This is a genomic window from Deltaproteobacteria bacterium, assembly GCA_016223005.1.
Taxonomy (GTDB): domain Bacteria; phylum Desulfobacterota; class GWC2-55-46; order UBA9637; family GWC2-42-11; genus JACRPW01.
In genome coordinates, this window is record JACRPW010000041.1 from 20,301 (window position 1) to 44,417 (window position 24,117).

At 38.1% G+C, this 24,117-nt stretch carries 22 protein-coding genes and 1 pseudogene; 12 read left to right on the forward strand and 11 right to left on the reverse strand.

The window, feature by feature from the left end; all coding sequences use genetic code 11:
* The first annotated feature begins 16 nt into the window (after positions 1–16).
* From HZC45_04690 to HZC45_04730, 9 genes are read left to right on the forward strand one after another with little or no spacing between them, the layout of a single operon-like run.
* A complete protein-coding gene (locus tag HZC45_04690) occupies positions 17–2,890 on the forward strand; it encodes a VCBS repeat-containing protein (protein MBI5682447.1) in 2,874 nt (957 codons plus the stop codon).
* Positions 2,891–2,905: 15 nt separating this feature from the next.
* Positions 2,906–4,999: a polysaccharide biosynthesis tyrosine autokinase gene (locus tag HZC45_04695; protein ID MBI5682448.1), complete on the forward strand. Its 2,094-nt coding sequence runs from the start codon at positions 2,906–2,908 to the stop codon at positions 4,997–4,999.
* Positions 5,000–5,018: 19 nt separating this feature from the next.
* A complete protein-coding gene (locus HZC45_04700; GenBank protein ID MBI5682449.1) occupies positions 5,019–6,389 on the forward strand; it encodes an O-antigen ligase family protein in 1,371 nt (456 codons plus the stop codon).
* A gap of 57 nt (positions 6,390–6,446) precedes the next feature.
* Entirely contained in the window at positions 6,447–7,091 is a 645-nt protein-coding gene (locus HZC45_04705; protein MBI5682450.1) for a WbqC family protein, read from the forward strand.
* Positions 7,088–7,660 carry a DegT/DnrJ/EryC1/StrS aminotransferase family protein gene (locus HZC45_04710; protein MBI5682451.1) on the forward strand — a complete coding sequence of 191 codons (573 nt, stop codon included), beginning with the start codon at positions 7,088–7,090 and terminating at the stop codon, positions 7,658–7,660. The genes HZC45_04705 and HZC45_04710 overlap by 4 nt, the downstream gene beginning before the upstream one ends.
* Positions 7,661–8,140: a DegT/DnrJ/EryC1/StrS family aminotransferase gene (locus HZC45_04715; GenBank protein MBI5682452.1), complete on the forward strand. Its 480-nt coding sequence runs from the start codon at positions 7,661–7,663 to the stop codon at positions 8,138–8,140.
* 1 nt (position 8,141) lies between these two features.
* Complete coding sequence (locus tag HZC45_04720; protein ID MBI5682453.1) at positions 8,142–9,209, forward strand: NAD-dependent epimerase/dehydratase family protein; 1,068 nt, start codon at positions 8,142–8,144, stop codon at positions 9,207–9,209.
* 48 nt (positions 9,210–9,257) lie between these two features.
* Positions 9,258–10,331: an NAD-dependent epimerase/dehydratase family protein gene (locus HZC45_04725; GenBank protein MBI5682454.1), complete on the forward strand. Its 1,074-nt coding sequence runs from the start codon at positions 9,258–9,260 to the stop codon at positions 10,329–10,331.
* The gene (locus HZC45_04730; GenBank protein ID MBI5682455.1) at positions 10,328–11,095 is read left to right on the forward strand and encodes a glycosyltransferase family 2 protein; all 768 of its coding nucleotides are present in this window, start codon (positions 10,328–10,330) and stop codon (positions 11,093–11,095) included. The genes HZC45_04725 and HZC45_04730 overlap by 4 nt, the downstream gene beginning before the upstream one ends.
* A 38-nt stretch (positions 11,096–11,133) precedes the next feature.
* Here the strand turns inward: HZC45_04730 and HZC45_04735 are convergent, their stop codons facing one another.
* A complete protein-coding gene (locus HZC45_04735; GenBank protein ID MBI5682456.1) occupies positions 11,134–11,226 on the reverse strand; it encodes a hypothetical protein in 93 nt (30 codons plus the stop codon).
* Position 11,227: 1 nt separating this feature from the next.
* Here HZC45_04735 and HZC45_04740 point away from each other — a divergent pair, with 1 nt between their 5' ends.
* The gene (locus HZC45_04740) at positions 11,228–12,472 is read left to right on the forward strand and encodes a DUF2029 domain-containing protein (protein MBI5682457.1); all 1,245 of its coding nucleotides are present in this window, start codon (positions 11,228–11,230) and stop codon (positions 12,470–12,472) included.
* Between the two features lie 34 nt (positions 12,473–12,506).
* On the opposite strand, the gene HZC45_04745 is transcribed toward HZC45_04740, so the two are convergent.
* The 9 genes from HZC45_04745 to HZC45_04785 all read right to left on the reverse strand — a co-directional run bounded on the left by HZC45_04745 (position 12,507) and on the right by HZC45_04785 (position 22,372).
* On the reverse strand, positions 12,507–13,523 hold the full coding sequence (locus HZC45_04745) for an undecaprenyl/decaprenyl-phosphate alpha-N-acetylglucosaminyl 1-phosphate transferase (protein ID MBI5682458.1): 1,017 nt from the start codon (positions 13,521–13,523) through the stop codon (positions 12,507–12,509).
* A 98-nt stretch (positions 13,524–13,621) separates the two neighbouring features.
* The gene (locus HZC45_04750; protein ID MBI5682459.1) at positions 13,622–14,242 is read right to left on the reverse strand and encodes a PIG-L family deacetylase; all 621 of its coding nucleotides are present in this window, start codon (positions 14,240–14,242) and stop codon (positions 13,622–13,624) included.
* 17 nt (positions 14,243–14,259) lie between these two features.
* Entirely contained in the window at positions 14,260–15,000 is a 741-nt protein-coding gene (locus HZC45_04755) for a glycosyltransferase family 4 protein (GenBank protein ID MBI5682460.1), read from the reverse strand.
* Positions 14,954–15,331, reverse strand: a complete 378-nt coding sequence (locus HZC45_04760) for a glycosyltransferase (GenBank protein MBI5682461.1) — start codon at positions 15,329–15,331, stop codon at positions 14,954–14,956. The genes HZC45_04755 and HZC45_04760 overlap by 47 nt, the downstream gene beginning before the upstream one ends.
* Before the next feature lie 9 nt (positions 15,332–15,340).
* Positions 15,341–16,522, reverse strand: a complete 1,182-nt coding sequence (locus HZC45_04765) for a radical SAM protein (GenBank protein MBI5682462.1) — start codon at positions 16,520–16,522, stop codon at positions 15,341–15,343.
* 148 nt (positions 16,523–16,670) lie between these two features.
* Entirely contained in the window at positions 16,671–17,816 is a 1,146-nt protein-coding gene (locus HZC45_04770) for a glycosyltransferase family 9 protein (protein MBI5682463.1), read from the reverse strand.
* Positions 17,806–18,921, reverse strand: coding sequence for a glycosyltransferase family 4 protein (locus HZC45_04775; GenBank protein MBI5682464.1), 1,116 nt, complete (start codon positions 18,919–18,921; stop codon positions 17,806–17,808). The genes HZC45_04770 and HZC45_04775 overlap by 11 nt, the downstream gene beginning before the upstream one ends.
* Before the next feature lie 46 nt (positions 18,922–18,967).
* A complete protein-coding gene (gene moaA / locus HZC45_04780; GenBank protein ID MBI5682465.1) occupies positions 18,968–19,957 on the reverse strand; it encodes a GTP 3',8-cyclase MoaA in 990 nt (329 codons plus the stop codon).
* 3 nt (positions 19,958–19,960) lie between these two features.
* Positions 19,961–22,372 carry a PBP1A family penicillin-binding protein gene (locus tag HZC45_04785; GenBank protein ID MBI5682466.1) on the reverse strand — a complete coding sequence of 804 codons (2,412 nt, stop codon included), beginning with the start codon at positions 22,370–22,372 and terminating at the stop codon, positions 19,961–19,963.
* A 231-nt stretch (positions 22,373–22,603) separates the two neighbouring features.
* Here HZC45_04785 and HZC45_04790 point away from each other — a divergent pair, with 231 nt between their 5' ends.
* Positions 22,604–23,032, forward strand: a complete 429-nt coding sequence (locus HZC45_04790; protein MBI5682467.1) for a single-stranded DNA-binding protein — start codon at positions 22,604–22,606, stop codon at positions 23,030–23,032.
* Positions 23,033–23,081: 49 nt separating this feature from the next.
* Here HZC45_04790 and HZC45_04795 read toward each other — a convergent pair whose 3' ends face one another.
* The gene (locus HZC45_04795; GenBank protein ID MBI5682468.1) at positions 23,082–23,492 is read right to left on the reverse strand and encodes a helix-turn-helix transcriptional regulator; all 411 of its coding nucleotides are present in this window, start codon (positions 23,490–23,492) and stop codon (positions 23,082–23,084) included.
* Positions 23,493–23,639: 147 nt separating this feature from the next.
* Here HZC45_04795 and HZC45_04800 point away from each other — a divergent pair.
* Positions 23,640–24,117: pseudogene (locus HZC45_04800) on the forward strand (ribonuclease J).

The window sequence follows — 24,117 nt, forward strand, 5'->3', positions numbered from 1 at the left end:
AAGAGGGGGTATCCCTATGTTTGCAATATTCAATATTACAACAGCTGTTTTTATAAGCATCCTTTTTCTGACTGGATGTAGCGGACCTCAGCCATTATCCATGGTTGGACATGGGGTGGAGCAGATAAAATCAGAAACTGTGTGGTCAAGGGATTTTGGTCCAGAACGGTCAGGGCATTTTAGGGCATTGGCAATAGCTGATTTTAATAACGATGGTAAACTTGATATTGTTGGAGGAAGTTATGAACCTGGTGCAATATTCCTCTGGTATGGCGATGGGCTTGGTTATTGGGAAAGGATTCAAAGGTTTAAAATAAAGGCTGATGTCCGTTACTTAACAGTTGGTGATGTAAACAATGACGGTTGGCTAGATATTGTATCATCCAGCCGCGGCGATACAAAGGGGATAGGGGTATGGATAAACGAAAACGGTGTTTTCAGAGAAGGGCAGAGGATTAGTGAAAAAGAATTGTATGAGGGTATGAAACTGGTTGATATCAATAATGATGGGAAATTGGATGTTATATCTGCAAACAGTTCAGATGTAAGTATTGGAGGTATTCAGGTATGGCTGGGTGTGGGTGATGGAACTTTTATTACAGAAACTGGACCAACCCGTAAGGGTATATATTTTGATGTTGCTGTTGGTGACATCAATAATGATGGAAAACTTGATATAGTGGGAGCCGGATGGGGGCAGGCTGATGGTGCAATAAGGACATGGCTGGGAAATGGAGATGGAACATGGTCCTCTGCACAGATGGTAGATAAAGGCTCATTCTGGGGTATTGATACTGCAGATGTGAATAATGACGGCAATCTTGATATTGTAGGTGCCTCTAATTTTGAAGGTGTGACAATATATTACGGTGATGGGAAAGGTGGTTTCCCTACAAAAGAAAAGTTGGCAGAAACAGGCAGTTTCTGGAGGGCAAGGGTAGTGGATTTGAACAAGGATGGTCTCATGGATATAATTGCCTCATCAAATGATGGACATGGATTGGTTGTGTGGTATCAACATAGGATAGATAAAAAATATATGGAGAAAAAAGATAGCAGTGGCTGCAATTGCACCATAGAATGGATAGCAAAGAATGAAGGTCTGCCTGTTGAAGGATTTTATTTTGACATAGCAATTGCAGACTTTAACCTTGATGGCAGGGCAGACCTTGCTGCATCCACCCATGGCGAGGGTATAAAGGTCTGGTTTAGATCACCTGGGGAACCTGCAAAGATTAAGAAAGAGATAGTTAAGGAAAAGGAGATTATTGAAAAACCTGTTGAAAAGATAGTTGAAAGGGAAAAGATTGTTGAGAAACTTACTGTGCCTGTATTTTATACCGCTGTTTTCTTTGATACAGGAAAGGCGGAGATAAGGCCTGAATCTAAAGTTATATTGAGTAGTGTTGCGGAGTTCTTGAAAAGGGTCACAGGGACGATTGTAAAACTGGAGGGATATGCTGACCCAAGGAGAATAATGAGTAAGGAATTTCCGGATAATCAGGTTCTTTCAGAGGTACGGGTAAAGAAGGTGAATGAGTACCTGATAAATGCTGGCATTCCCATAGATAGAATGGAAGTCAGGGGTTTTGGAGACAGCAACATTAAGTATAAAGGCGATGACCCGAATTCTATGCAGATGAATAGAAGGGTGGATATTACAATAATTTACAAGAGTGCCTTAATGGAAAAGGAAGGGATGAAAAATGACCTTCCCGATAAAGAAAAAAAAGGCATGGATAATAAAGAAATAGATAAAAAGGAAATATCGCCTTACAAGAAGGTGTCAACTGAGGGATTAGAAATCAGCGCGCCCAAAACAAAAGAACTGGTGTCTAAAGACCCGTTTGCAGAGACAAAGGATGTTATACCTGTTACAGAATACAAGGTATTTAAAATGATTAAGAATGTCCCTGAGTATAGGATTGGAATAGGTGATACTTTAGAGATTACCTTGTGGGAGGGGATAAAGGAAACTCATTATAGAGTTATTGTCTCACCACAAGGAACCATATCATTTTCATATGTAATAGGTTTCAATACAGTAGGATTTACGCAGACAGAGTTGGAAGGGGAATTTATAAAACTTTTGCAGGAATATGTTAAGAAACCTATTATAAAGGTAGAAGTTCCTGAGAAAGTGGCACATACTCTTTCTATATTTGGTGCAGTAAGAGACCTCCCCAGACAACCAACAGGGCCGGGGACATATACTATGTATGGCAGAGAAAGGATAACACAGTTTTTATCAAGGGCAGGTGGGCATTTGCCAATTGCTGACCTCACCCGTGTCCAATTGACAAGGGGGGGAAAGACATATTTTCTAAATTTATTTGATGTCCTGTTTAAGGCGGATTATAGACAGGATGTATTTGTAGATGATGGAGATGTAATCTTTATTCCTGCTAAGACAGAGATTAAGAATAAGGTTTTTGTCTTTGGTGAGGTGAAAGCTCCAGGGTTATTTCAATACGATGTAGGTATTTCACTTTTTGAGTCTATTATTCGGGCAGGCGGTCCCACATTTTATGGTAAGATAGAAGATGTTGTTATAATCAGAGGCGATGAGACCAAGCCAGAAGCCATTAAGTCAAACCTTAAAGATATTTATGAGAGAGGAGATTTTAGACAGAACATTGCACTTCAGAATAATGATATAGTCTATGTGTCTAAAAATACGGTGGGGAATATTGCTAATTTTATAAGAAATATAACACCTATATTGGGAATATTACGCTTTCCTATGGATTTGTATGGAGCTACTGCAGTTCCTAGAATAGACGGATTTCCTCTAATAAGAGAGGCAGCGCCTACACCTACCACTGTAATAACAACTACACCTACAGCCCCTCCACTTGGTGAAGGTGAGAGATGGGGCGAAAGTAGGTAAGGAAGTATAAATAGAATGGCAGAATATACCATTAAAGATGCAGTAGATATATTTAAGAGAAGAAAAAGGACCGTGCTAATAACGAGTGTAGTATTTATTCTGCTCTCAGTTAGTATTGTCGTATATTCTATGCCAGAATCCATTTATGAGGCGGAAACTGCAATAAAGATTGAAAAGGTTACAACACTTGGGGAATTACTTTTAGGCAGGGTTACGGTGGGTGACTATATGGCAACAGCAGAGGCAATGATAAAGGGTTATGATATTCTTTACTCTGTGGCAAAGAAGGTGGGGTTGGTTCCCTTGGATGTAAAAAAAGAAAAGGCATTAGCCACACCAAAATATATTGGAATTATAAAAGAGATGGAAGAAAGGATAACTGTTGAGAAAGGAAGAGGGAATATCCTATTGATTAAGGTGCGGCATACAAACAGGCTTATGGCAAAAAATATTGCTAACACTGTCGCTGAAACCTATAAAGAAATGGTATTCTATGAAAGAAACAAAAATATATTGGAACTGGAGAATCTTGTAGGAGTAAAATTGTCTGAGTCTGAATTAAAATTACAAAAGTCCAGAGAGGCTCTAAAATTATTTAGAGAAAAACTGGAATTTATAACTGTTTTGGATGAACAGAAGTTTATTATTGATGCCTATGCTGTAAAACAAAAGAAACTGGAGGAATTAAGGATAATTCATGTTTTTTTGCAGGAAAAAGTAAAGGCACTAAGTAGCGGAAAGCATTTAGAAGAAGAGGTAAGTAAGCTGGCTTTTATACCAGGTGGTTTGGGGGAATCTATTGCTACGTTAAATTCCAGATTAAATGGTTTTAAATTAAGAGAAAATGAACTACTGCTTTATTATACTGAGGGGCATCCGGAGATAGCATATATAAGGGAACAGAAGAATGCAGTGATAAAACAGATGATGCAGGATATTAGTATGCGTGAGAAACAGATAGCGGATGAAATCAAACTACTGGAAAATGATACTAATGCCCTCCAAATAAGAATGAAAATTATACCAGATGTCGCATTAAAATATAGTGTATTAGAAAAGGATGTTGCGGTAAACGAGGAACTATACAATAAGATAGTTGCATTGCATCAGGATGCAGCTGTAAAGAAGACAGAGGTGTCCGAGGAGGTTACAGTAGCCAAGTATGCAGTAGAACCATCTATCCCTGTTAATCGTGTGACATTTATAGGTAATATTATTATAAGTTCGTTCCTTGCGATAGTTTTTGGATTTGTCGGCGGCTTTATCCATGAGGCATTTGACACAATTCCTCATCAGACAGCAAGTCTTGCAGAACTCTTAGGCATTCCAATACTCTCTGTCATTTCTGATTGGCATACATCTAATATATTTAATCTTGTTGGCACAAGATACCCTGACACCTCTGAACAGGATATAATGAGATACATGTCGTTGCCTGCACATTTTATATCTGATTCAGCAATCTCTGAACAGTACAAGACAGTAGTTCCAAATATCTTAATGATTTCAAAGGAAAAGGATATAAAGGTGGTTGCTATTCTTCATGGTATTCAGGGGGAGGGGGCAACTGCATATGCTGCAAATCTTGCTATTTCAATCAGTCAGACCGGCAGTTCTGTGGTGCTGATTGATGCCAATTTTAAAAGTCCAGGTGTCCATAAATTGTTTGGTATAAAAAGGCAGCCTGGATTTACAGATGTCCTCATGGGTAATTACGAGTGGGATACAGCAGTAATGCGGATAACAGATCTGATGTTGGGTGAAATAAAACCTCAGCATCTTTTATCTCCTCTTGGACTTGACAATCTTTATATACTTACAAATGGGGAAAGAATAGAAAATCCATCTACCTTTATAAATTCTGAAAGGATGGATAAGACAATAGAGGCATTAAAAAACTTTTTTGACTTTGTTATCATAGACACATCACCCATCTTAACCGATTCCGAAGCATCTATGCTTATCAGCAAGGTAGATGCTGCAATAGTATTAACGGAATTTGAAAGGCTGTCAAGAAGGGCATTATTGAAAATGAGGTCTCAACTTGAAAATATGAGGGTAAAATTAATAGGATTGGTAGTTAATAAAACTAAAAAGATAGAGTTATAAGTTGTAAGTATTGTGAAATATGGAAGTATCGGTATTCAGTTACGCAGGTATTGTTGTAGGCATCTTCATTTTGGTAATTACAATTGCCTATCCTATTTTTGCAATCTATCTGCTTCCTGTTGCATTTTCTCTTTCACCCGAGATAGTTGTTGGAGCAACTGCTGCAAGAGAAATAACTGTAAGAATAGAAGATTTTCTGATAGCAGTATTGCTGATAAGGATTCTCTTTGAATTTGTTCTGATGGGGCAGTTCCCGCCGCCTAAACTCCGTTACAATGCAGTAATAATCCTGTCCATGTTTTTATATTCCATGAGTCTGGTTCTTTCAACATCTGCAGGTGTCGCAATTCTGGCGGTCTCACCAACTGGAGGTTTCTTTTTTGTTCTTAAGTTAATTCAATTCTTTTTATTTTATTTCGTCTTCTTTTATTACATCCGCAGCCAAAGAGATATAAACATAGTTCTGGCAGTATCACTAATTACTTTGTCAATTATGACAATATATGGGACTTTGCAGATTCCTTTAGGAGAAAGAATATCTATGCCGTTTGAAGGTAGTAAAGCAGGAGAGGCTGAGCCAAACACATTTGGCGGATATCTTGTGCTCTTAGGTTCTATTGTTGCAGGACTCTATAGCCATGAAACAAAAAGAATAAAAAGGGTGGTATATATCTTGTTAATAGCATCTGCTATTGTTCCTCTTGTTTATACGCAGTCAAGGACATCGTGGGCATCAGCATGGGTTGCCTTAATGGTATTTCTTATTATAACTAAAGGGTTACAGCGTAAGGTTGTTATATTCTCATTGATGCTCCTTGTTGTTATGTCCCTTCCACTTATGCCTGGAAAGATTAAACAGAGGGCAGAATTCTGGAAATCTGAAGAGGGGTTTAGATCTACAGAAACCGTAGGTGGAACTACGTTTGACCCTTCTACATCAGAGCGAATAGGAAAATATAGACAAATACCGCGATATTTTTCTAGAAATCCTGTTCTTGGTGTTGGAGTTACAGGTGCAGGATTTATTGATGGGCAGTATGTCCGTGTCATAATTGAGACAGGCTTATTAGGGGTATTTACCTTTTCCTACTTTCTTTATGTAATCTTAAGGTATATGTATTCAGTTTATAAGAGTACTGCTATTCCTTTTAGTAAAGGATTTTCTCTGGGTCTGTTTTGTGGAACTATAGGTATGCTTGTTCATGGTCTTGGTGCAACTACCTTTTTTATTGTTAGAATTGTTGAACCATACATGATGTTTCTAGCCATTCTGGTCAGCCATGGGTATATTACATCCGTGAGTAAAAAGGCAGAAATGCCTATACCCTCGCAATATGTCTACCCATATTTAATATGGCATCCTGCTACAGAAAGCAGAGTAGATACATAAATGAGGATTGCCATCCATCAGCCCCAGTTTATGCCCTGGCTTGGATATCTTGACAAGATGGACAAGGTTGATGTCTTTGTCCTGCTTGACAATGTCCAGTTTAAAAAAAACGAGTTTCAGAATAGAAATAAGATAAGGACTGCAGATGGTTGGATGTGGTTGACAGTCCCAGTTAGATTTAGTTTTGGTGATAAAATCATAGATGTCAAGATTGATAATAAGCATGATTGGCAGAAAAAACATTTATATACCCTTCAAACAAATTATGGAAGAGCCGATTTTTTCAAAGAATATTATCCGCAATTTGAGAGATTATATAAAAGAGAATTTGACATGTTGTCCCCATTGAATTATGAGACCATAATGCTTATAAAAAAATTCTTTTCTATAAAGTCAGAGATAGTAATGGCAAGTTCTATTCCAGATTTAAGTAATGATCCAACCCAGAGATTAATAGATATTTGCAGATATTTTAATGCAGATACTTATTTGGCTGGTGCAGGCGGTAAAGGATATATGGAATGTAGTAGATTTATAGATGCTGGTATTAAACTAAGTTTTCAGCATTTCGCTCATCCTGAATATGAGCAGATTTATGGAAAATTTGAACCTTATATGTCGTCAATTGACTTTATCTTTAACTTAGGGAATAATTTTGATATGGTGAGAGTATTGAATAGAGATATAGAAGAATATAAATGATACCGCATTCAAAACCCACCATTGAAAAAGAAGAATTATCCGCAGTTTCAGATGTTCTTTCTTTAGGTCAAATTTCTCAGGGTCTACAAGTTAAAGAGTTTGAAAGACACTTTGAGGAGTTTTTTGGTCTTAAAAAAGCCGTAGCAGTCAATTCAGGAACTTCAGCCTTGCATTTAGCGCTTATTGCTGTTGGTGTAAAAACAGGGGATGAGGTTGTGATTCCAAGTTTTGTATGCACTGCCCTACTAAATGCGGTTAATTATATTGGTGCTGTGCCTGTGATTGCAGATATTAATGAAGAGGACTTTAACTTAAGTCCTGGGGATACAAAAAAAAGGATTACAAAAAAGACAAAGGCGATTATTATCCCCCACATGTTTGGGACCCCATGCAATGAAATTCATGGGTTTAAAGATATAGGTATACCTATTATAGAAGACTGTGCCCAATCAATTGGTGCAAAGATTAGCGGGCATTATGTTGGCACAATGGGTGATGTCAGCACCTTCTCGTTTTATGCTACAAAGATTATGACAACGGGTGAGGGCGGCATGGTGGCAAGCAATTAATTGGAACTGATGGAAAGGATTTATGACTTGCGGGATTATGATAACAAAGATGATTACATGGTAAGATATAATTATAAGATGACAGACATTCAGGCAGCAATGGGTATTGAGCAACTTAAGAAACTACAGGATTTTATATATAGAAGAAGAGTCATAGCCGAAAGATATAATGAAGGGTTTAAAGATTTGCCCGTAAGACTGCCTGTTATAGCATCTAATATAGAATGTATCTGGTTTAGGTATGTCCTCTGTTCTGAAAGGGCAGATAGTCTGATAAAATATCTGCATGAAAATGGGATTAGTGCAGTTAAACCTATTTTTAAGCCGCTTCATATATTATTAGGTAACAAAGGAGACTGTCCAATTTCTGAGAAGGTATGGAATAATACTGTATCTCTGCCTATATATCCATTATTGTCATTGGCTGAAGTTGATGAGGTAATTAAATACATGAAACTTTTTTATATTCAGAGGAGATGATATGAAAAGTATTGTAGTTACAGGTTCATCTGGGTTGATCGGTTCTGAAGTTGTGCTCTTTTTTAGTAAATGTGGCTTTGAAGTGCATGGTATTGATAATAACCAACGTGCAGTCTTCTTTGGTCCGCAGGGGGATACCCGCTGGAACCAGCAGCGTCTTCAGAAATCTATATCTGGTTTTTATCATCATGAGATTGATATTCGTGACCGGCAAGGTATACTTAACTTAATAAAAAAAATTTGTCCTGTCTGTACTATCCATTCGGCTTCTCAACCTTCTCACGACCGAGCAGCAGATATCCCCTTTGATGATTTTGATACTAATGCAGTGGGAACCTTGAATTTATTGGAAGCAGTACGTAGATTTTGCCCAGAGTCGCCATTTATCCATATGTCCACAAATAAAGTTTATGGCGATTTACCGAATTCAATCAAATTAAAGGAAATGGAAACACGGTGGGATTATAATGAACCACAATATGGATATGGAATTCCTGAAACTTTTTCTATTGACCAATCAAAACATTCCCTGTTTGGTGCTTCTAAAGTGGCTGCAGATATTATGGTACAGGAATATGGACGTTATTTTAATATGCCAACCTGCTGCCTGCGCGGCGGTTGTTTAACCGGGCCCAATCATTCTGGTGTAGAACTTCATGGTTTTTTAAGTTATCTGGTGAAATGCAACCTTGAAGGCATTGAATACAAAATTTATGGATATAAAGGAAAACAGGTAAGAGATAATATTCATTCTGAGGATGTGGCACGTTTCATGTTTGAGTTTTATAAAAACCCTCGTTGCGGTGAAGTTTATAATCTCGGCGGAGGAAAGGAAAACTCTTGCTCTATCATGGAGGCATTTAAAATTGCGGAATCATTAACAGGAAAGAAACAGGTTTATACTTATACAGAGCAAAATCGTATCGGAGACCATATCTGTTATTATAGTGACTTAAGAAAAATGAAATCGCATTATCCGAAATGGGATATTACAAAATCACTTGAACAGACGATTGGTGAGATTGTGGAAGCGTGGCAACAGCGACTATTGAAGGATTGTAACCCATAGGAGATGCTATAAGCACAGTGTGGCACGAAATTAGGAGTTTATTATTTTATGAAGTTGTTGATTACAGGGATATGCGGGTTCGTTGGTAGTGCATTGGCAAGATATTTATTAAATGCCAAATCTGGACTAACCATTTATGGACTGGACAATCTTATTCGTCAAGGTAGTGAGTTAAACAGGGGCGAACTTCTGAAATTGGGTATTAAACTCTTTCATGGCGACATCCGAATTCAATCAGATTTTGACACATTGCCTGATGTAGACTGGTTGATTGATGCCGCTGCCAACCCGAGTGTGCTGGCTGGAGTGGATGGTAAAACGAGCAGTCGTCAACTTATAGAACACAACCTCTGTGGAACTGTAAACATACTTGAGTATTGCAAAAGGCATCAAGCAGGGTTTATACTTATTAGCACCAGCCGGGTTTATTCCATTAAGCCATTGTCAGAGATAGATGTTGAAGTAAGTGGTAATGCCTACCGTTTAAAAGAAAATGCCGTTTTACCTCAAGGTTTGACACCTTTAGGAGTTAATGAGCAATTTAGCACAATCCCGCCTCTTTCTCTTTATGGCAGCACTAAGTTTGCATCAGAAATACTTGCACTTGAATATGGAAAAATGTTTAATTTTCCAGTTTGGATAAACCGGTGCGGAGTTCTGGCTGGAGCTGGTCAATTTGGAAAAGCAGACCAGGGAATATTTGCATTCTGGATAAATGCATATCTTCGGAGAAATCCGCTAAAATATATAGGTTTTGAAGGGAATGGGTGCCAAGTTCGGGACGCCTTGCATCCTCGCGACTTAACACCCTTGCTCCTGAATCAGATGTCTAGCATATCTTCACAGGATATTCCTCAGATAGTTAATATTGGAGGCGGGATTATCAATGCCATGTCACTTGCAGAGATTAGTGAATGGTGCGCTGATAGATTCGGCTGGCATGAGATATTAAGCGATCCTCATCCCCGCCAATTTGACATTCCATGGATGGTTATGGACTACTCTTTGGCAAAACAAGTTTGGGATTGGCAGCCACAGACCCCACTGCAACAAATATTAATAGAAGTATCTGAACATGCAGAAAGGAATCCTGATTGGTTACAAATCTCCGGAGCATTATGAAAACAGAACAGGAATCTAAACCACTTAAATTGCTTTCCGTTGTAATACCAGCAAAGAATGAAGAAGGGTGTATTTGCTCAACTGTAGAACACTTGAACCTAGAACTACGGCTTCATAACATCCCGCATGAGATCGTAATGGTTGATGACGGCAGCGCTGACCAAACATGGAAACTAGTAACAGAACTTAAAGAACATATTCCACAGTTAATGCCAGTTAAAAATGATGGGCTGCATGGTTTCGGCCGTGCAATTATTCGCGGACTTGACAATATGACCGGAGACGCTGTAGTTATTATGATGGCGGACGAATCTGATGATTGTCGGGATGTGGTTCGTTACTGGAATGAATTGAATAAAGGGGTGGATTGTGTTTTTGGCAGCCGGTTTATAAAAGGTGGAGGTACTATTGATTATCCTCTGGTCAAAAAGGTACTCAACCGTTTAGCAAATACCTTTATCAAACTCTTGTTCCGAATCCGTCTGAATGACACTACCAATGCATTTAAGGCATATCGGAGCGAAGTAATTGATGGATGTAAGCCGCTGATCTCTCCGCATTTTAATCTGACTGTAGAATTACCGCTTAAGGCAATTGTTCGTGGATACACATGGTCGGTCATTCCTATTACATGGCGAAACCGCAGGACTGGTGTTGCCAAATTAAAGATAAAGGAAATGGGCAGCCGCTACTTATTTATATGCCTTTATGTATGGCTTGAAAAATATTTTTCCATGGGAGACTACAAGAAATGTGTCAAATGAACCACCACCGTCTGAATACGGCGCTAACTACGGTTAGACTAAGTTGCCTTTAGTCGACAAAACGACTCTATTCTTAAAACCATTAACTGTAGCCGATAGTGCGGGTTGATTTTACAGAGGGGGAATGTCAAAATGATTGAAAAAAGGAAATTTATTGTCCTGCTGATAATTGCCTCATCATTTTTGGTCTTAACATATTTTCATTCAATTACAAAGATGGTTTTGGTGGAAAGGAACTTTTGCGATTTTGCCAGTTATTATTTTTATGCAAATCTGCTGAACGATGGTAAGGATGTATATCTTCTTACAAGAGATAAAAATCTTGCAGAAGAACATACGCAATTAAGGCTATTAGCGGAAGGTTCAGAAATTCCTGTCCATATCTGTTTTGGAGCAGTATACTCACCAATATTTTTTTATCTCATATCGTTTCTTGCAAAATTTAAGTTTACAACTGCCAATTTGGTATGGTTGCTAATAAACAATTTATTGGTTATTGCTGCCATGGTGCTCTGGATATTCATGCATAGATACAGAGATAGTTGCTTGATTTTGGCGTCCATTATTGTGATGTTTGCAAGTCAACCGTTATTAGAAAATATGGGAATTGGGCAGGTAGGTGTTATTTTTTTATTTCTATTCCTTCTGGTAGCCTGCCTGTATAATGGAAAGATGGAATATCTTTGCGGTCCTGCTTTAGCATTTGTCTTACTTTTAAAGCCTCAATGGGGTTTGATATTGTTATTTTTCTTGTGGAAAAGGTCATATACAGTAGTTATATCTACGATAATAAGTTATATAGCGTTTCGTCTTATAGGCGTTCTTTTATATGGTTTTGATATAGAAGCGTCTTACTGGCAAAGTCTATTTTACTGGTCTCATATTCAGACAGGAGATGTAATGGAATTTTCTTTAAAAGCGGTTATTAATAGGATCTTTTTTGGAATATTGCCAGAACAAATGAAACTTGCATCTATAATGTATATATCTGTCAGTTTAATGTTGGTTATTCTTACTTTCAGGCAGATTCCTAGAATAAAGAATAGTAACGAGTTTCTTTTAGAATATGCTGTGGTAATATCTCTGGTAGTCATTGTTTCTCCAAAAACTTCAGAACATCATCTGGTGCCGCTCTTTATCCCGTTTGTTGTTGCACTTGACAAGTTGAGTGTAGGAAACATCAGAAGTATTATCTTATTAACTGCAGCGTTTTGTCTTGTGTCAGTGAAATATTCGTTAATCAATTTTTCTGCTTTTCATGTTGGACTTCCTGCTATTTTAACTGGCGGAAAAATAGTAGGAGTTTTTATACTTTGGTGGTTGTTGATGGAAACTATATCCCAAAAATATAAAAACGGTATGCAATCTATTCCATGAGTTACATTTTAGAGAATCAATAATGAGGATGATATTATCTTATCCTCCAGAGTAACAAAGTAACTATAGCATAAACCAATATTGTCTGAAGAAGTGCTGCTGCAACAAACCAGTCGGAAGTGCCTTTATAGATAGCAAATAACGATGGGAAAATTGTGCTATTTGCGGTAATGATATAAATAAAGAGCACTGCTGTTAATCTATCTCCTCCAAATATTTCTGATAGTCTGTGGTGGATATGGTCTTTACCTGTCCACGATAACCATTCATCAAAATTTTTGACCTTGCCTGTATAGATTCTTGTGACAGTAGTTAATGTCATATCGTATATGCAGATAGAAAAGATTATAACAGGCATAATGAGGTTTGTAATACTGGGCATTTCTCCCCATTCAATGTATATACTTGAGCTAGACAAAAAGAACCCTAAAAATGTGCTCCCGCTGTCTCCAAGAAAGATGCGCGCCTTATATCTCAAATTGAATGGTATAAAACCGCATATTGCCCCGATTACTATGATTATAACCACTCCTAGTGTAATATTATTACTGCTAAAGGCAAATATGGCAAGTGTAATACCTATAATGATTCCAATCCCTGATGCCTCTCCATTTATTCCATCAAGAAAATTGAAGGCGTTTACTATGCCTACTATCCAGAAAAAGGTTAAAACAAAATTAACTGCCGGTCCTAAAACATAGTCTAATGGCAGTATCTTTACATATACACCTGACAGCATTAATATGATTACACTAATGATCTGATATGCTAATCTTGTTCTCTCCCGCAGATGAAAGACATCATCTGCCACCCCGCATATGAACATAAGAGAGGATGCAATTATAATAGCGATCATCCCTCGGGATAACGGTATGCCTGATATCAAGACTACCGTAATAAACCCGATAAAAACTGCTATTCCACCTAATTTTGGAGTAGGTTTGTCATGCACCTTTCTTTCAGCAGGGATATCAAGGATGTTAAATCTAAAGGCAAGTTTTATGATAATTGGTATTATGAGAAAGGATATCAAGAAAGCGAATAATGGCAAAATGGTCATGATGTGATTAAGACGCGAGAATCGCGGGAAATGCGTAAAAGGCTTCTCGCGATTCTCGCGTTACTTCCTTTCTCGCAATTCTCGCGGTATTATATAAAGACCCTGAATGGTATATATGCCTCTGCATATTTGACCCTTCCTTCCACCCCTCTGAATATAGCATTTGCATCAGTGATTTGTGTAATATTTAATCCCTCTATATTTGTCTTATTTATCTGTGAAGTATGTGAGAATAGCGCCTCAAATTTCCTGTCAATATAATCCGAGATATCTACAAAAATGGTTGGACTAAAATCATAGGTGCTTGGGCCCTCATAGAACAGCACATTTTTTGTATATCTGGTTGCTGTGATTGCAGACATGGATAATGCCCTGTGGTCCTGATGTGTATCATTATAATGATGCACAAAAACCAAATCAGGTTTAACCTCTCCCACTACACTCTCAATATCAGATATAAGGAGATTATTAATAGGCAGTTGTGTATCTAAATAATCACCCCAATAAACCCTTTTAACCCCCAGTCTTTTTGCAGCGTCTTCCTGTTCAGCCTTTCTCTCATCAGGTTTTCCGCCTGATTCACCGACGGTCATTATCATAAAATAGACCTTTACCTTATTGTCAGCCCATTTTGCTATGGTTCCGCCGCATCCTATCTCTATATCATCAGGATGGGATCCTAGCGCCAAAACCTTTTCAATCTTTCTCAAATGAATACCCTCCTATTTTATATGATATTTTGGTTTTTTCTGCATAGTATAGAAATATATAGAGACTCAAATCTATTTACCATTTCTCTGAATGAATATCCTTTTACCCTATTGTATCCGTTTGTGCCTAATATTTTCCTCTTTTCTTTGTTAGTTATAAGATACCTGATATGCTCAGTCATCCCATCAACATCTTCGCTGTTAACCAGATACCCTGTTACACCATGCTCCACAATCTCTGCTACCCCGCCTACATTTGTGGCAATAACAGGCTTTCCTGCAGCCATTGCCTCCAGAATTACCATGCCTTGCCCTTCGTTTAAAGAGGTCAGAACAAATATATCAATATCTTTTAAAATATGGACTACATCATTTCTATAACCTAAAAGCAGTAAAGACTTTTCAAGTCCGAAGTCTGCTATCTTTTTTTTTATATCATTAAAAAGACTACCATCACCTATCATGACCGCTGTGGTATTGTCAACGGTTTTGAACAGTTTTTTGCATACTGAAAGGAATATATCAGGTCCTTTAACATGCTCAAACCTGCCGATCCATCCGATAATAGTTGTGTCTTCCTCAATACCCAATTCGCTCCTTAAGACCCCATTTTTTGCCTTTGAAAATATAGATAGGTCCAGACCATTTGGAACAGGGAGAATCTTCCCCTTTTTTGCTATCTTAAGACTTAAAAATTCCTCTTTCTCTTTTTCACTGAGGGTGGTAACAGCAATAAACAATACATTTTGCCCCTGCAAGTTTTGCTGCAATCCTTCCGATAAAACCTGCCTTTGATGTATGGGTGTGGACTATGAAAGGTTTTTCTTTTAATAAATATCGGGTTATATACAAAAGTGCCTTAATGTCATTAAAAGGACTAATATCACGGCGAAGATAAGGAAGTGTTTTTATTTCTATGCCTGTCCTTTTAATAAACCCTTCAATATCAGTAACAGGGTCTTTTGTAAAACCGCTCAGAATACCGACATCATAACCCCTTTTTTTCATCTCCTCTGATAACTTGAGAACTATATCTGATGAACCGCCTTTATCCAGCCTTGTGATTATATGTATAATCTTTTTGCCCAATAAAATACCTCAATACCTATAGAGTTCTGTACAGCCTTTGCTGCACACATGGAATCTTTTTATTTTTCTAAGCACCTGCCTGAATCTTCTGTATCTTGCATTATTCCATATCTCGTTAAAGGAACTCTCATTTACATTACCCATTGGGTAATTCATGGTATGATACGGCACTACAGAACCATCAGGAAATATGTATGCAACCATCCATGGACTTAAGCATCTATTTGAATAACTTTCTGATTCAAATTCCCAGCCTGTGTAATATTTTTTAATCTCATCATCTGTGAAATTAGGATAGAAATTTACTGCTGCACTGCTCTGTATATCTCTTATTTTTTTAAATTCCTGCAGTAATATATCTGGATTTATTTGAGGAAGTTGAGCCCATACAAAACCATACCAGTCAGGTGATGAGACACCAAATGTCCCCTTAAAAAATGTATTATGTCTGTCGCATATATCTTTATTTAAGAATAATAGATGGTGGATATTTAAATGATATGCCCCGATTTCATCTGCAATCTCTATAAGTTCAGAAAGGCGATTATAGTTATCTCCATTTACTGTGGCATTGATTGTTACAAGGGGTTTTTTCTTGCGCTGTTCTTTCTTGAACTGTTTTAAAAGTTTAAAACCTTCCATTGCCCTGTCAAAAGTTCCCTTTACACCTCTAATCTTGTCATGGATATCTCTTGGACCATCAAGTGAGAATATGATTTCATCAAGTCCTAATTTTACCATTTCTCCTGCATATCGTGCCAATAAAACTGCATTGGTAACAATGTTGCATCTGAGACCATTCTCTTTTGCAATCTGAACTACAGAAACCCAATCCTTATATAATGTAGGCTCACCTCCAAAGAGTGTTATCGTTGGTTTGAATGAACTGAATTCTTGCATTAGTTTTTTTATTGCGCCTAAAGCCAGACCCTGTTTTAACTTATCTTGTGCATAGTCCTTATAAATACCATGCTCTCCCCACTGACCGCACATGCTGCATTTAAGATTGCATCTGTAACTTAAAAAGAATGATATGGTTTCTGGAGGGGCACTGTAGCCATTGCCGAATCTATAGGTGAGATACGACAAAAGTCTTCTATAAAATGAGTGGATTGCAAATCCCGGGGATTTTATTGCCTTGTGAAGTATTCTGCTTATATTTTTTGTAGGGATAATGCTTAAATTCTTCATAGATTGAGACCTTTGAAAAACTCACAAGTTAGTCATTCCCCGACTTGTTCCCCCGAACAAGTCGGAGGACGGAATCCAGTGTTCTTTAAAATCAAAGGCTTCTGGATTCCCGATTAAAGATTGCGGGAATGACAGAAAAAATGTCAAGTTATTTATTACCTTCACTATAGTTTGTAGGAAGGGTTTTGCCCGCCAAAAACTGATAGACCTTTTCCAAAACCTCTTCCACACTTATGTCATTCATGCACTTATGGTCTTCGCATATTGCCTTATTGCATGGGCTGCATGGGTAATCCTTGCGAATTACAATATGCCCTTTACCCTTTGGCCACCATACAGCAGGAACAGTTGGCCCCATCACAGACACGGTCTTAATTTTTAATTCCGCTGCTATATGAAGCGGTCCCGAGTTATTGCATACCAATAATTCACATAGACTCAGGATAGATATAAACTTTCTCAAAGGGATTTGTTTGATAATATGTATATTATGCTCGTCCTTAAAAACCGAATCATCGAACTGTGGAAATTCTTTACCATGGATAAAGAAAAGGCAAGTCCAACCGTTTTTGGATATATCCCTTGCAACATCTATAAACCTATCCAGATGCCATCTCTGGGATGGGTAATATGCACCCGGATGGATGGCAACCAATCTCTTGTTACTGTGAATTGATTGCAAGAAAGAACTTGCCTCTTTTTTTTCATCAGGTGTGAGCAGTATTAAAGGGTTATTAAAATTATCTGGTTTAATACCCATCTTTAATAATAATTCCATCATCATTTCTGTGAATGATTTTTCAGGACTATATTCAGGACAGTCCATGGGAAAAAGTATCTGTCTTCCTGCCCATTCAATGCCTATCCTGTATTTTGCGCCTGATAAAATGGTCATGAGCGCTGGTTTTAACTCGTATGTCATGAATGGGTCTATTGCAAGGTCAAACCTTTCATGCCGCATCTCTCTGATATAGGATGCAAAATCATGGTATATCATTACCCTGTCTACATAAGGGTTGTTAAGTAAGATGTCTTTGTTTGTAACAGAGGCAAGGACTGTAAGGGATGTATAGGGGAATGCCTTTTTTAATAATCTGATAGCAGGAAGCGACAAGACCATGTCTCCAACCCTGTCATGTCTTAGAAAAAGGATATTTCTTATGTCTATAATATTAAGTCTTTTTTTTGGTATCAGGATAGAAAGAGGTTTTAAGAGTAGAAACCTTGCATTTAAATAAATTGTTTTTAATGTTTCTTTTTTGTAAATCTTTTTCAGGATCTCTCTAATTTGCATTCAATATCTCCAGATATAACCTCTCTGTCTTTTCTATATTGTTTCTGATAGAGAAATCTCTTTCTACAATATGTCTTCCTGCAATGCCAATTTCCTGTCTTTTTTCAGAATTATTTAAGATATTCAAGATTGCTGATGACAGTGCTTTTTCATCTTTAGGTGGCACGACAAGACCATTGATGCCATCTGTAATTGTTTCTCTGGCACCTCCAACATCTGTGGCTATAACAGGCTTACCTGCTGCCATTGCCTCAAGGATGACCCTTGAGAGTCCTTCTGCGAATGATGATGATGATACCAATATATCAACCCCATTTAATATTCCAAGGGTATCTTTTCTATAGCCGGTAAAGGAGAAATAATTGTTCAACCTATAAGTCTCTATCAAATCCATTATATATTCTTTATATTTCTTATCCGCCTCTCCTACTAGCAATACCCTTATATCTCTTCTTGCTTCTACTACTTTGGACATTGCCTTTATCAGATATTCCTGTCCTTTCATCTCCTCTATCCTTCCAATACATCCTATAACTATTGAACCTGTATCTATCTTGAATTCATCCCTTATGTTTGTTATGGGAAATCTATCAAACTCTTCCACACTAATGCCGTTATGGATTGTTACAAGTTTGTTTGTGGATTTTAGCCAATAAAATCTGTTTTCAAGTGCCTTTGCAACAAGGATAAACCTTGTAGATAAGAGGGATAGGAATCTATCCATGAACATGCTGCTGCTTACCCGTATATGCCATATTAAAGGGATGCGATAAAATAAGGCTGCAATGCCTGCATAAAATGTATCTGCAACAGCATCTGTATGGACAATGGCAATATTTTTCTCTTTAAACAGCCTTAATAGTTTGATTATAAATACAATGCTCAAGTGTCTGAATCGTTTGGAAGGAATTACCATTGTTTCTATGCCAATCTCTTTAAGACTGTCAACCAACTCCCCTTCGTCAGGGCATACAACAATTGGATTAAAGATATTTTTATTTAATCCGGCAACAAGATAATAGAGGCTTCGCTGCCCGCCTCCTTTCATCCCTCCGAAACTGGAAAAGTAGAGTATATTGAATCTTCTGTTGTTTGTTTTATACATCCAACTATCTATTCCGCATCAGAAGGTTTTTGCTGGTTTATGGATATTATCCACCTATAAGCGACATTGTTCTGGAGCATTTTTTAAATATATTGTCGTTTATATAATGTCTTTCAGGCTTTTTTTTGACTGCATGGAACAGGATGTCTTCTATTTCTTTGTCTGCCGCACCTCTTCTAATGACATCCTTAACATCTGTCTCGTCATCAGAAAACAGGCATGTCCGCAGTTTACCGTCTGCTGTAAGGCGAAGCCTATTGCATGAACCGCAGAAATGGTCTGATACAGGGCTTATAAAACCTATTTCTCCGATTCCGTCTGAAAACCTATACCTTCTTGCAGGACCTGTCCTTTTTTCAGGAGTTTCAAGAGGTATCAGTTTTTGATATCTTTCTATAATATCTTTTATTTCCATTGTCGTCATACACTTATCCCTCTGCCAGCCTGCCTCTACCTCAAAAGGCATATATTCAATATACCTTATATGATATGGCATCTTTTTTGTCAGCATTGCAAAATCCATTATCTCATCTTCATTAAACCCTTTTATAACAACCATATTTACCTTTATCGGATTTAAACCAACCCTAAAAGATTCCTCTAATCCTAGCAAGACCTCTTCCAGATTATCAGCCCGTGTGATACTTTTAAACCTCTCCATTTTTAATGAATCCAGACTAACATTAACCCTGCCGAGTCCTGCGTTTTTTAGCGCCATTGCATATTCTTTCAACAAAACACCGTTTGTTGTAAGACTTAAATCCTCAACCCCAATATCAGATATATTCTTTATAAAATCAACAACCCCTTTTCTAACAAGTGGTTCACCGCCTGTAAGCCTTATCCTTGTTACACCATGTGACACGCATATCTTTATTATCCTCAAGAGTTCCTCATACCTTAAGATGCTTTCATGGTGTGCAAGTTGAATGCCGTCAGAAGGCATGCAGTAAACACATCTTAGGTTACAGCGGTCTGTAATAGATATCCTCAGATAGTCTATAGAACGGTTGTATGAATCAATTAGTTGCGGCATATCTTACTGCCTTTCAGGTGTTTCCGAATCATAATCTGTAAACCTTTGCAATTTACCACCTCCGCTGCCGCTGTCTTCCTCAAAAAATCTTGAAGAGCGAGAGGTAACTGATGTATTTTCTACTGCAAACTCTGTTGGTGCTGTCCCTTGTTTAAATGCCTCAAAGATGATTTTGTCTGAAGCCTGCCCCTGAATGGTTCTATCAGGGGATTGGGAGGCAAGTTTTCCTGTCATGGCATCTATCTTTGCAAATACAATCCCTTCTGGTATGGCAAAGTTTTTTACAGGTGTCCTTTCCACTGCCTTCTGCATAAAATAAAGCCATATAGGAAGTGCGGCCCTGGCACCTGTTTCAGCATGACCAAGAGGTCTTTCATCATCATAACCTATCCATGCACCTGCAGCAAGGTCAGGTGTATATCCTATAAACCATGCATCATTTAGATTATTTGTTGTGCCTGTCTTTCCTGCCGCAGGTCTTCCCAGTGCCTTTGCCCTCTGTCCTGTGCCTTCCTGTATAACGGCTTGCAGGAGATTGGTCATTATAAATGCAGTTTCAGTACTTATAACATCCTCTGTCAGTGTTGTATTTTCCTCAATAATATTACCTGCCTTATCAGTTATCTTTTTAATAAAGAATGGTTCAACCCTTTTCCCCTGGTTCGCAAACACAGCAAAGGCATTGGTTAGTTCCATTAAGGATACACCTGATGAACCAAGGGCAATGGATAAATTCCTTGCAAGCGGCGACATTATACCCAGTCTGCGGGCATAATCAATTGCATAGCCAACCCCTATATCTTGTAATATCTTGATTGATACAACATTTCTTGAATGTGTCAAGGCGCTCCTAAATGTTATTGGCCCGTAAAATTTCTGGTCAAAGTTCTGCGGTCTCCAATCCTCTTCACCCTTTATGGTCTCTTCAAATACGATAGGGGAGTCCATTATCACAGATGCAGGTGTCCATCCTTTGTCAATTGCTCCTGCGTATATGATTGGCTTAAATGCTGAGCCGGGCTGTCTTCTGGATTGGATGACTCTATTGAATTGTGTTTTGGAAAAGTCTGAACCGCCTACTAATGCCCTGATATAACCTGTAGATGGTTCAATCGCAACAATGGATGCCTGTGCAATCGGTTCCTGCTCAAGGGTAAGGATTATAGTCCCTTTTTCTTTTTCTGGCAGTTCTTTGATATTGACAAGGAGTATGTCCCCTTTTTTGATAATCTGGTTTATATCTTTAAGATGTTTTCCTGCATCAGGGTCATTTGTAGGATTATAGAGTTTTGCCCACTGTATATCATCAAATCTTATTTCTCCCTTTCTGTTGCCAAGCATTACTGTTACAACCTTTGTCTGTGGATTTACTGCTGTTACTACACAGCGGTATATCTTGCTTGTCTCAAGCGGTTTTTTTATAATCTCTCCATCTACCTCTTCAATAAATTTAGTCATCTCATCTTTGCTGGAAAGATGTCCTAATGGTCCTCTGTAGCCATGCCTTCTGTCATATTCCTTTAATCCGTTTGCAACAGCAAGGTTAGCTGCCTTTTGGAGTTCTACATTTAATGTAGTATATATCTTAAGTCCACCCCTGTAGAGTAAATCCTCGCCATATTTATCTTCTACATAACGGCGGACATGCTCTGTAAAATAATGTCCAACCCACAAACTTTTAACCTCTTTTGGTTTTAGTTTGATGCCGTATTTAATGGACCTTTCAGCATCTTCCCTTTTTATAAAACCCGCCTCTTCCATCCTTTTTATTACATAATGCTGACGCTCTTTTGCTGTTTGTGGATTATAATATGGTGAATATCTGCTTGGCGCCTTTGGAAGACCTGCCAGAAGGGCTGCCTCTGCAATATTTATTTCTTTTGCATCTTTTCCAAAATATGTTTCAGATGCTGCCTGCACACCATAGGCGCCGTTTCCCAGATATATCTGATTGAGATACAGGTGCAGAATCTCTTCTTTAGAAAGATTCCTTTCTATGCGGTGGGCAAGGATCATCTCCCTTATCTTTCTTGATATGCTCCTTTCAGGGGTAAGAAAAAAGGATTTTGCAACCTGCTGGGTTATTGTGCTTCCACCCTGCACAATCTTTCCTGCAAACAGATTCTTATAAAATGCCCGCATGATGCTCATATAGTCAATGCCTTCATGTTTAAAAAAGCGGGCATCCTCCGCAGCAAGAAATGCATTTATCAAATGCCTTGGCATACTTGAAATGGGGATGACGATCCTCCTTTCTGTGTAAAACTCTCCTATAATCTGTCCGTCATCTGAGTAAACCTTTGTTATGATATTCGGGTTGTACTCTTCAAGTGTTTTTAATGAGGGTAGACCATTTGCAAAATATGAATAAACACCGTATGAGACAGCAGCAGCACTGATTATGATGAGAGACATTATTAAAAAAAAGACCTTTAAAAATCTTTTCACTATAGACCCCTTGTTCAAGACAATTTAGAAATTATCATAACAAAAAGGAACTGCAATAGCAAGCAATACCCTGCCGCCCTGCTGTCGTAGATTGTGGAATACATTTTGGTCTTTTTAACCCTGTTGTCTTTTTAACCCTTGACATTAGTTGCTGCGGTGGTAATATAAAATCTCATTTTTTTTTAAGAGGAGGACATCATGGCAGGTCTTAATAAGGTTATGTTAATAGGAAGGCTTGGGGCTGACCCGGAAGTAAAATATTCACCCGGTGGCACAGCAGTTACAACCTTTAAAATTGCTACTTCTGAAAGATGGAAAGGCAAAGATGGGAATTTGCAAGAAAGGACCGAGTGGCACAGGATTGTTACATTTGGCAAGACAGCAGAGATATGCGGCGAATATCTGGTAAAGGGTAAACAGATATATATTGAGGGAAGGCTGCAAACCAGAAGTTGGGAGGATAAGGATGGCAATAAAAGATGGACAACAGAAATAATTGCAAATACAATGCAGATGCTAGGTAGTCCTCCTAATGAACAGGCAAAAGGACAGGCAATAGGACAGGCAATAGAGGAAGTTGGTTTTTCACAGGATAACAATACACCTATAGACGATGTTCCTTTTTAATCCAGAAAATAATAGGTTGAGAAAAATACTGTGTCAAGAAAAATTCTGACTATTTTTTTGTATCAACCTGATGCCTGTTTAATAACCACTTTTTAAATTCAGGGAAAACTCGTTGCAATTCTATTTTAAGCCATACCCTTTCCTCGTCTGAGGCATTATTCCAAAAATCATCAAGCCATTCCTTTATGTCTTCTTTTGGGATATCTTCCTCATTAACGAGCCTCTTATCCCCATTTTGAGGTATGTAAATCTTACCTGTGAGAAGCCAGTTAATATCTAAATCAAAGCACCTCTTAAGAGATATTAGTATCTCTGCCCCCGGCATCTTTTTATTTGACTCAATCTCGGATAAGAATCCCTGAGAGGTTACTATCATATTAGCAAACTCCTGCTGGGTAAGGTTTTTGGATTTCCTGAATTGTCTTAACCTTTTTCCTAATAAGACCTGTTTTTCTTCCATCTTCTCTCTCCTTTTCCTATAGGTATAGGTTATAATAATCTCTCATGCATATTAAAAAATTTGAAATTCCCCCAATCCTGTGTTATATCGTTTACAATGGACAATACCCCCACAGATTACGAGCATCAAGATTTACAAATAGGTGAAATGGGAGATAGATTACGCATCATCCCTCTCGGCGGCCTCGGTGAAATAGGCTTAAATATGCTCGTTATGGAGTATAGAGATTCCATAATTGTTATAGACTGCGGGCTTATGTTCCCTGAAGACTACATGCTGGGTATTGACATCGTCATCCCTGATATTTCATATCTTAAAAAAAATATTGAAAAGGTTAAGGCATTTGTCATAACCCATGGACATGAAGACCATATTGGCGCCCTGCCGTTTGTGTTAAATGAAATCAAGGCTCCGCTATATGCTACCACCCTTACTATCGGCTTCATTCAGGAAAAACTTAAGGAATTTAATCTTGATAAATCTACACAGTTTGTCCGTGTAAAACCAAGACAGACCGTATCAATATGTCAGTTTAAGGTTTAATTCATAAGAGTTAGTCATTCCATAGTTGACGGTGTCGGACTTGCCATTACAACACCAATTGGCACAGTCATCCACACAGGGG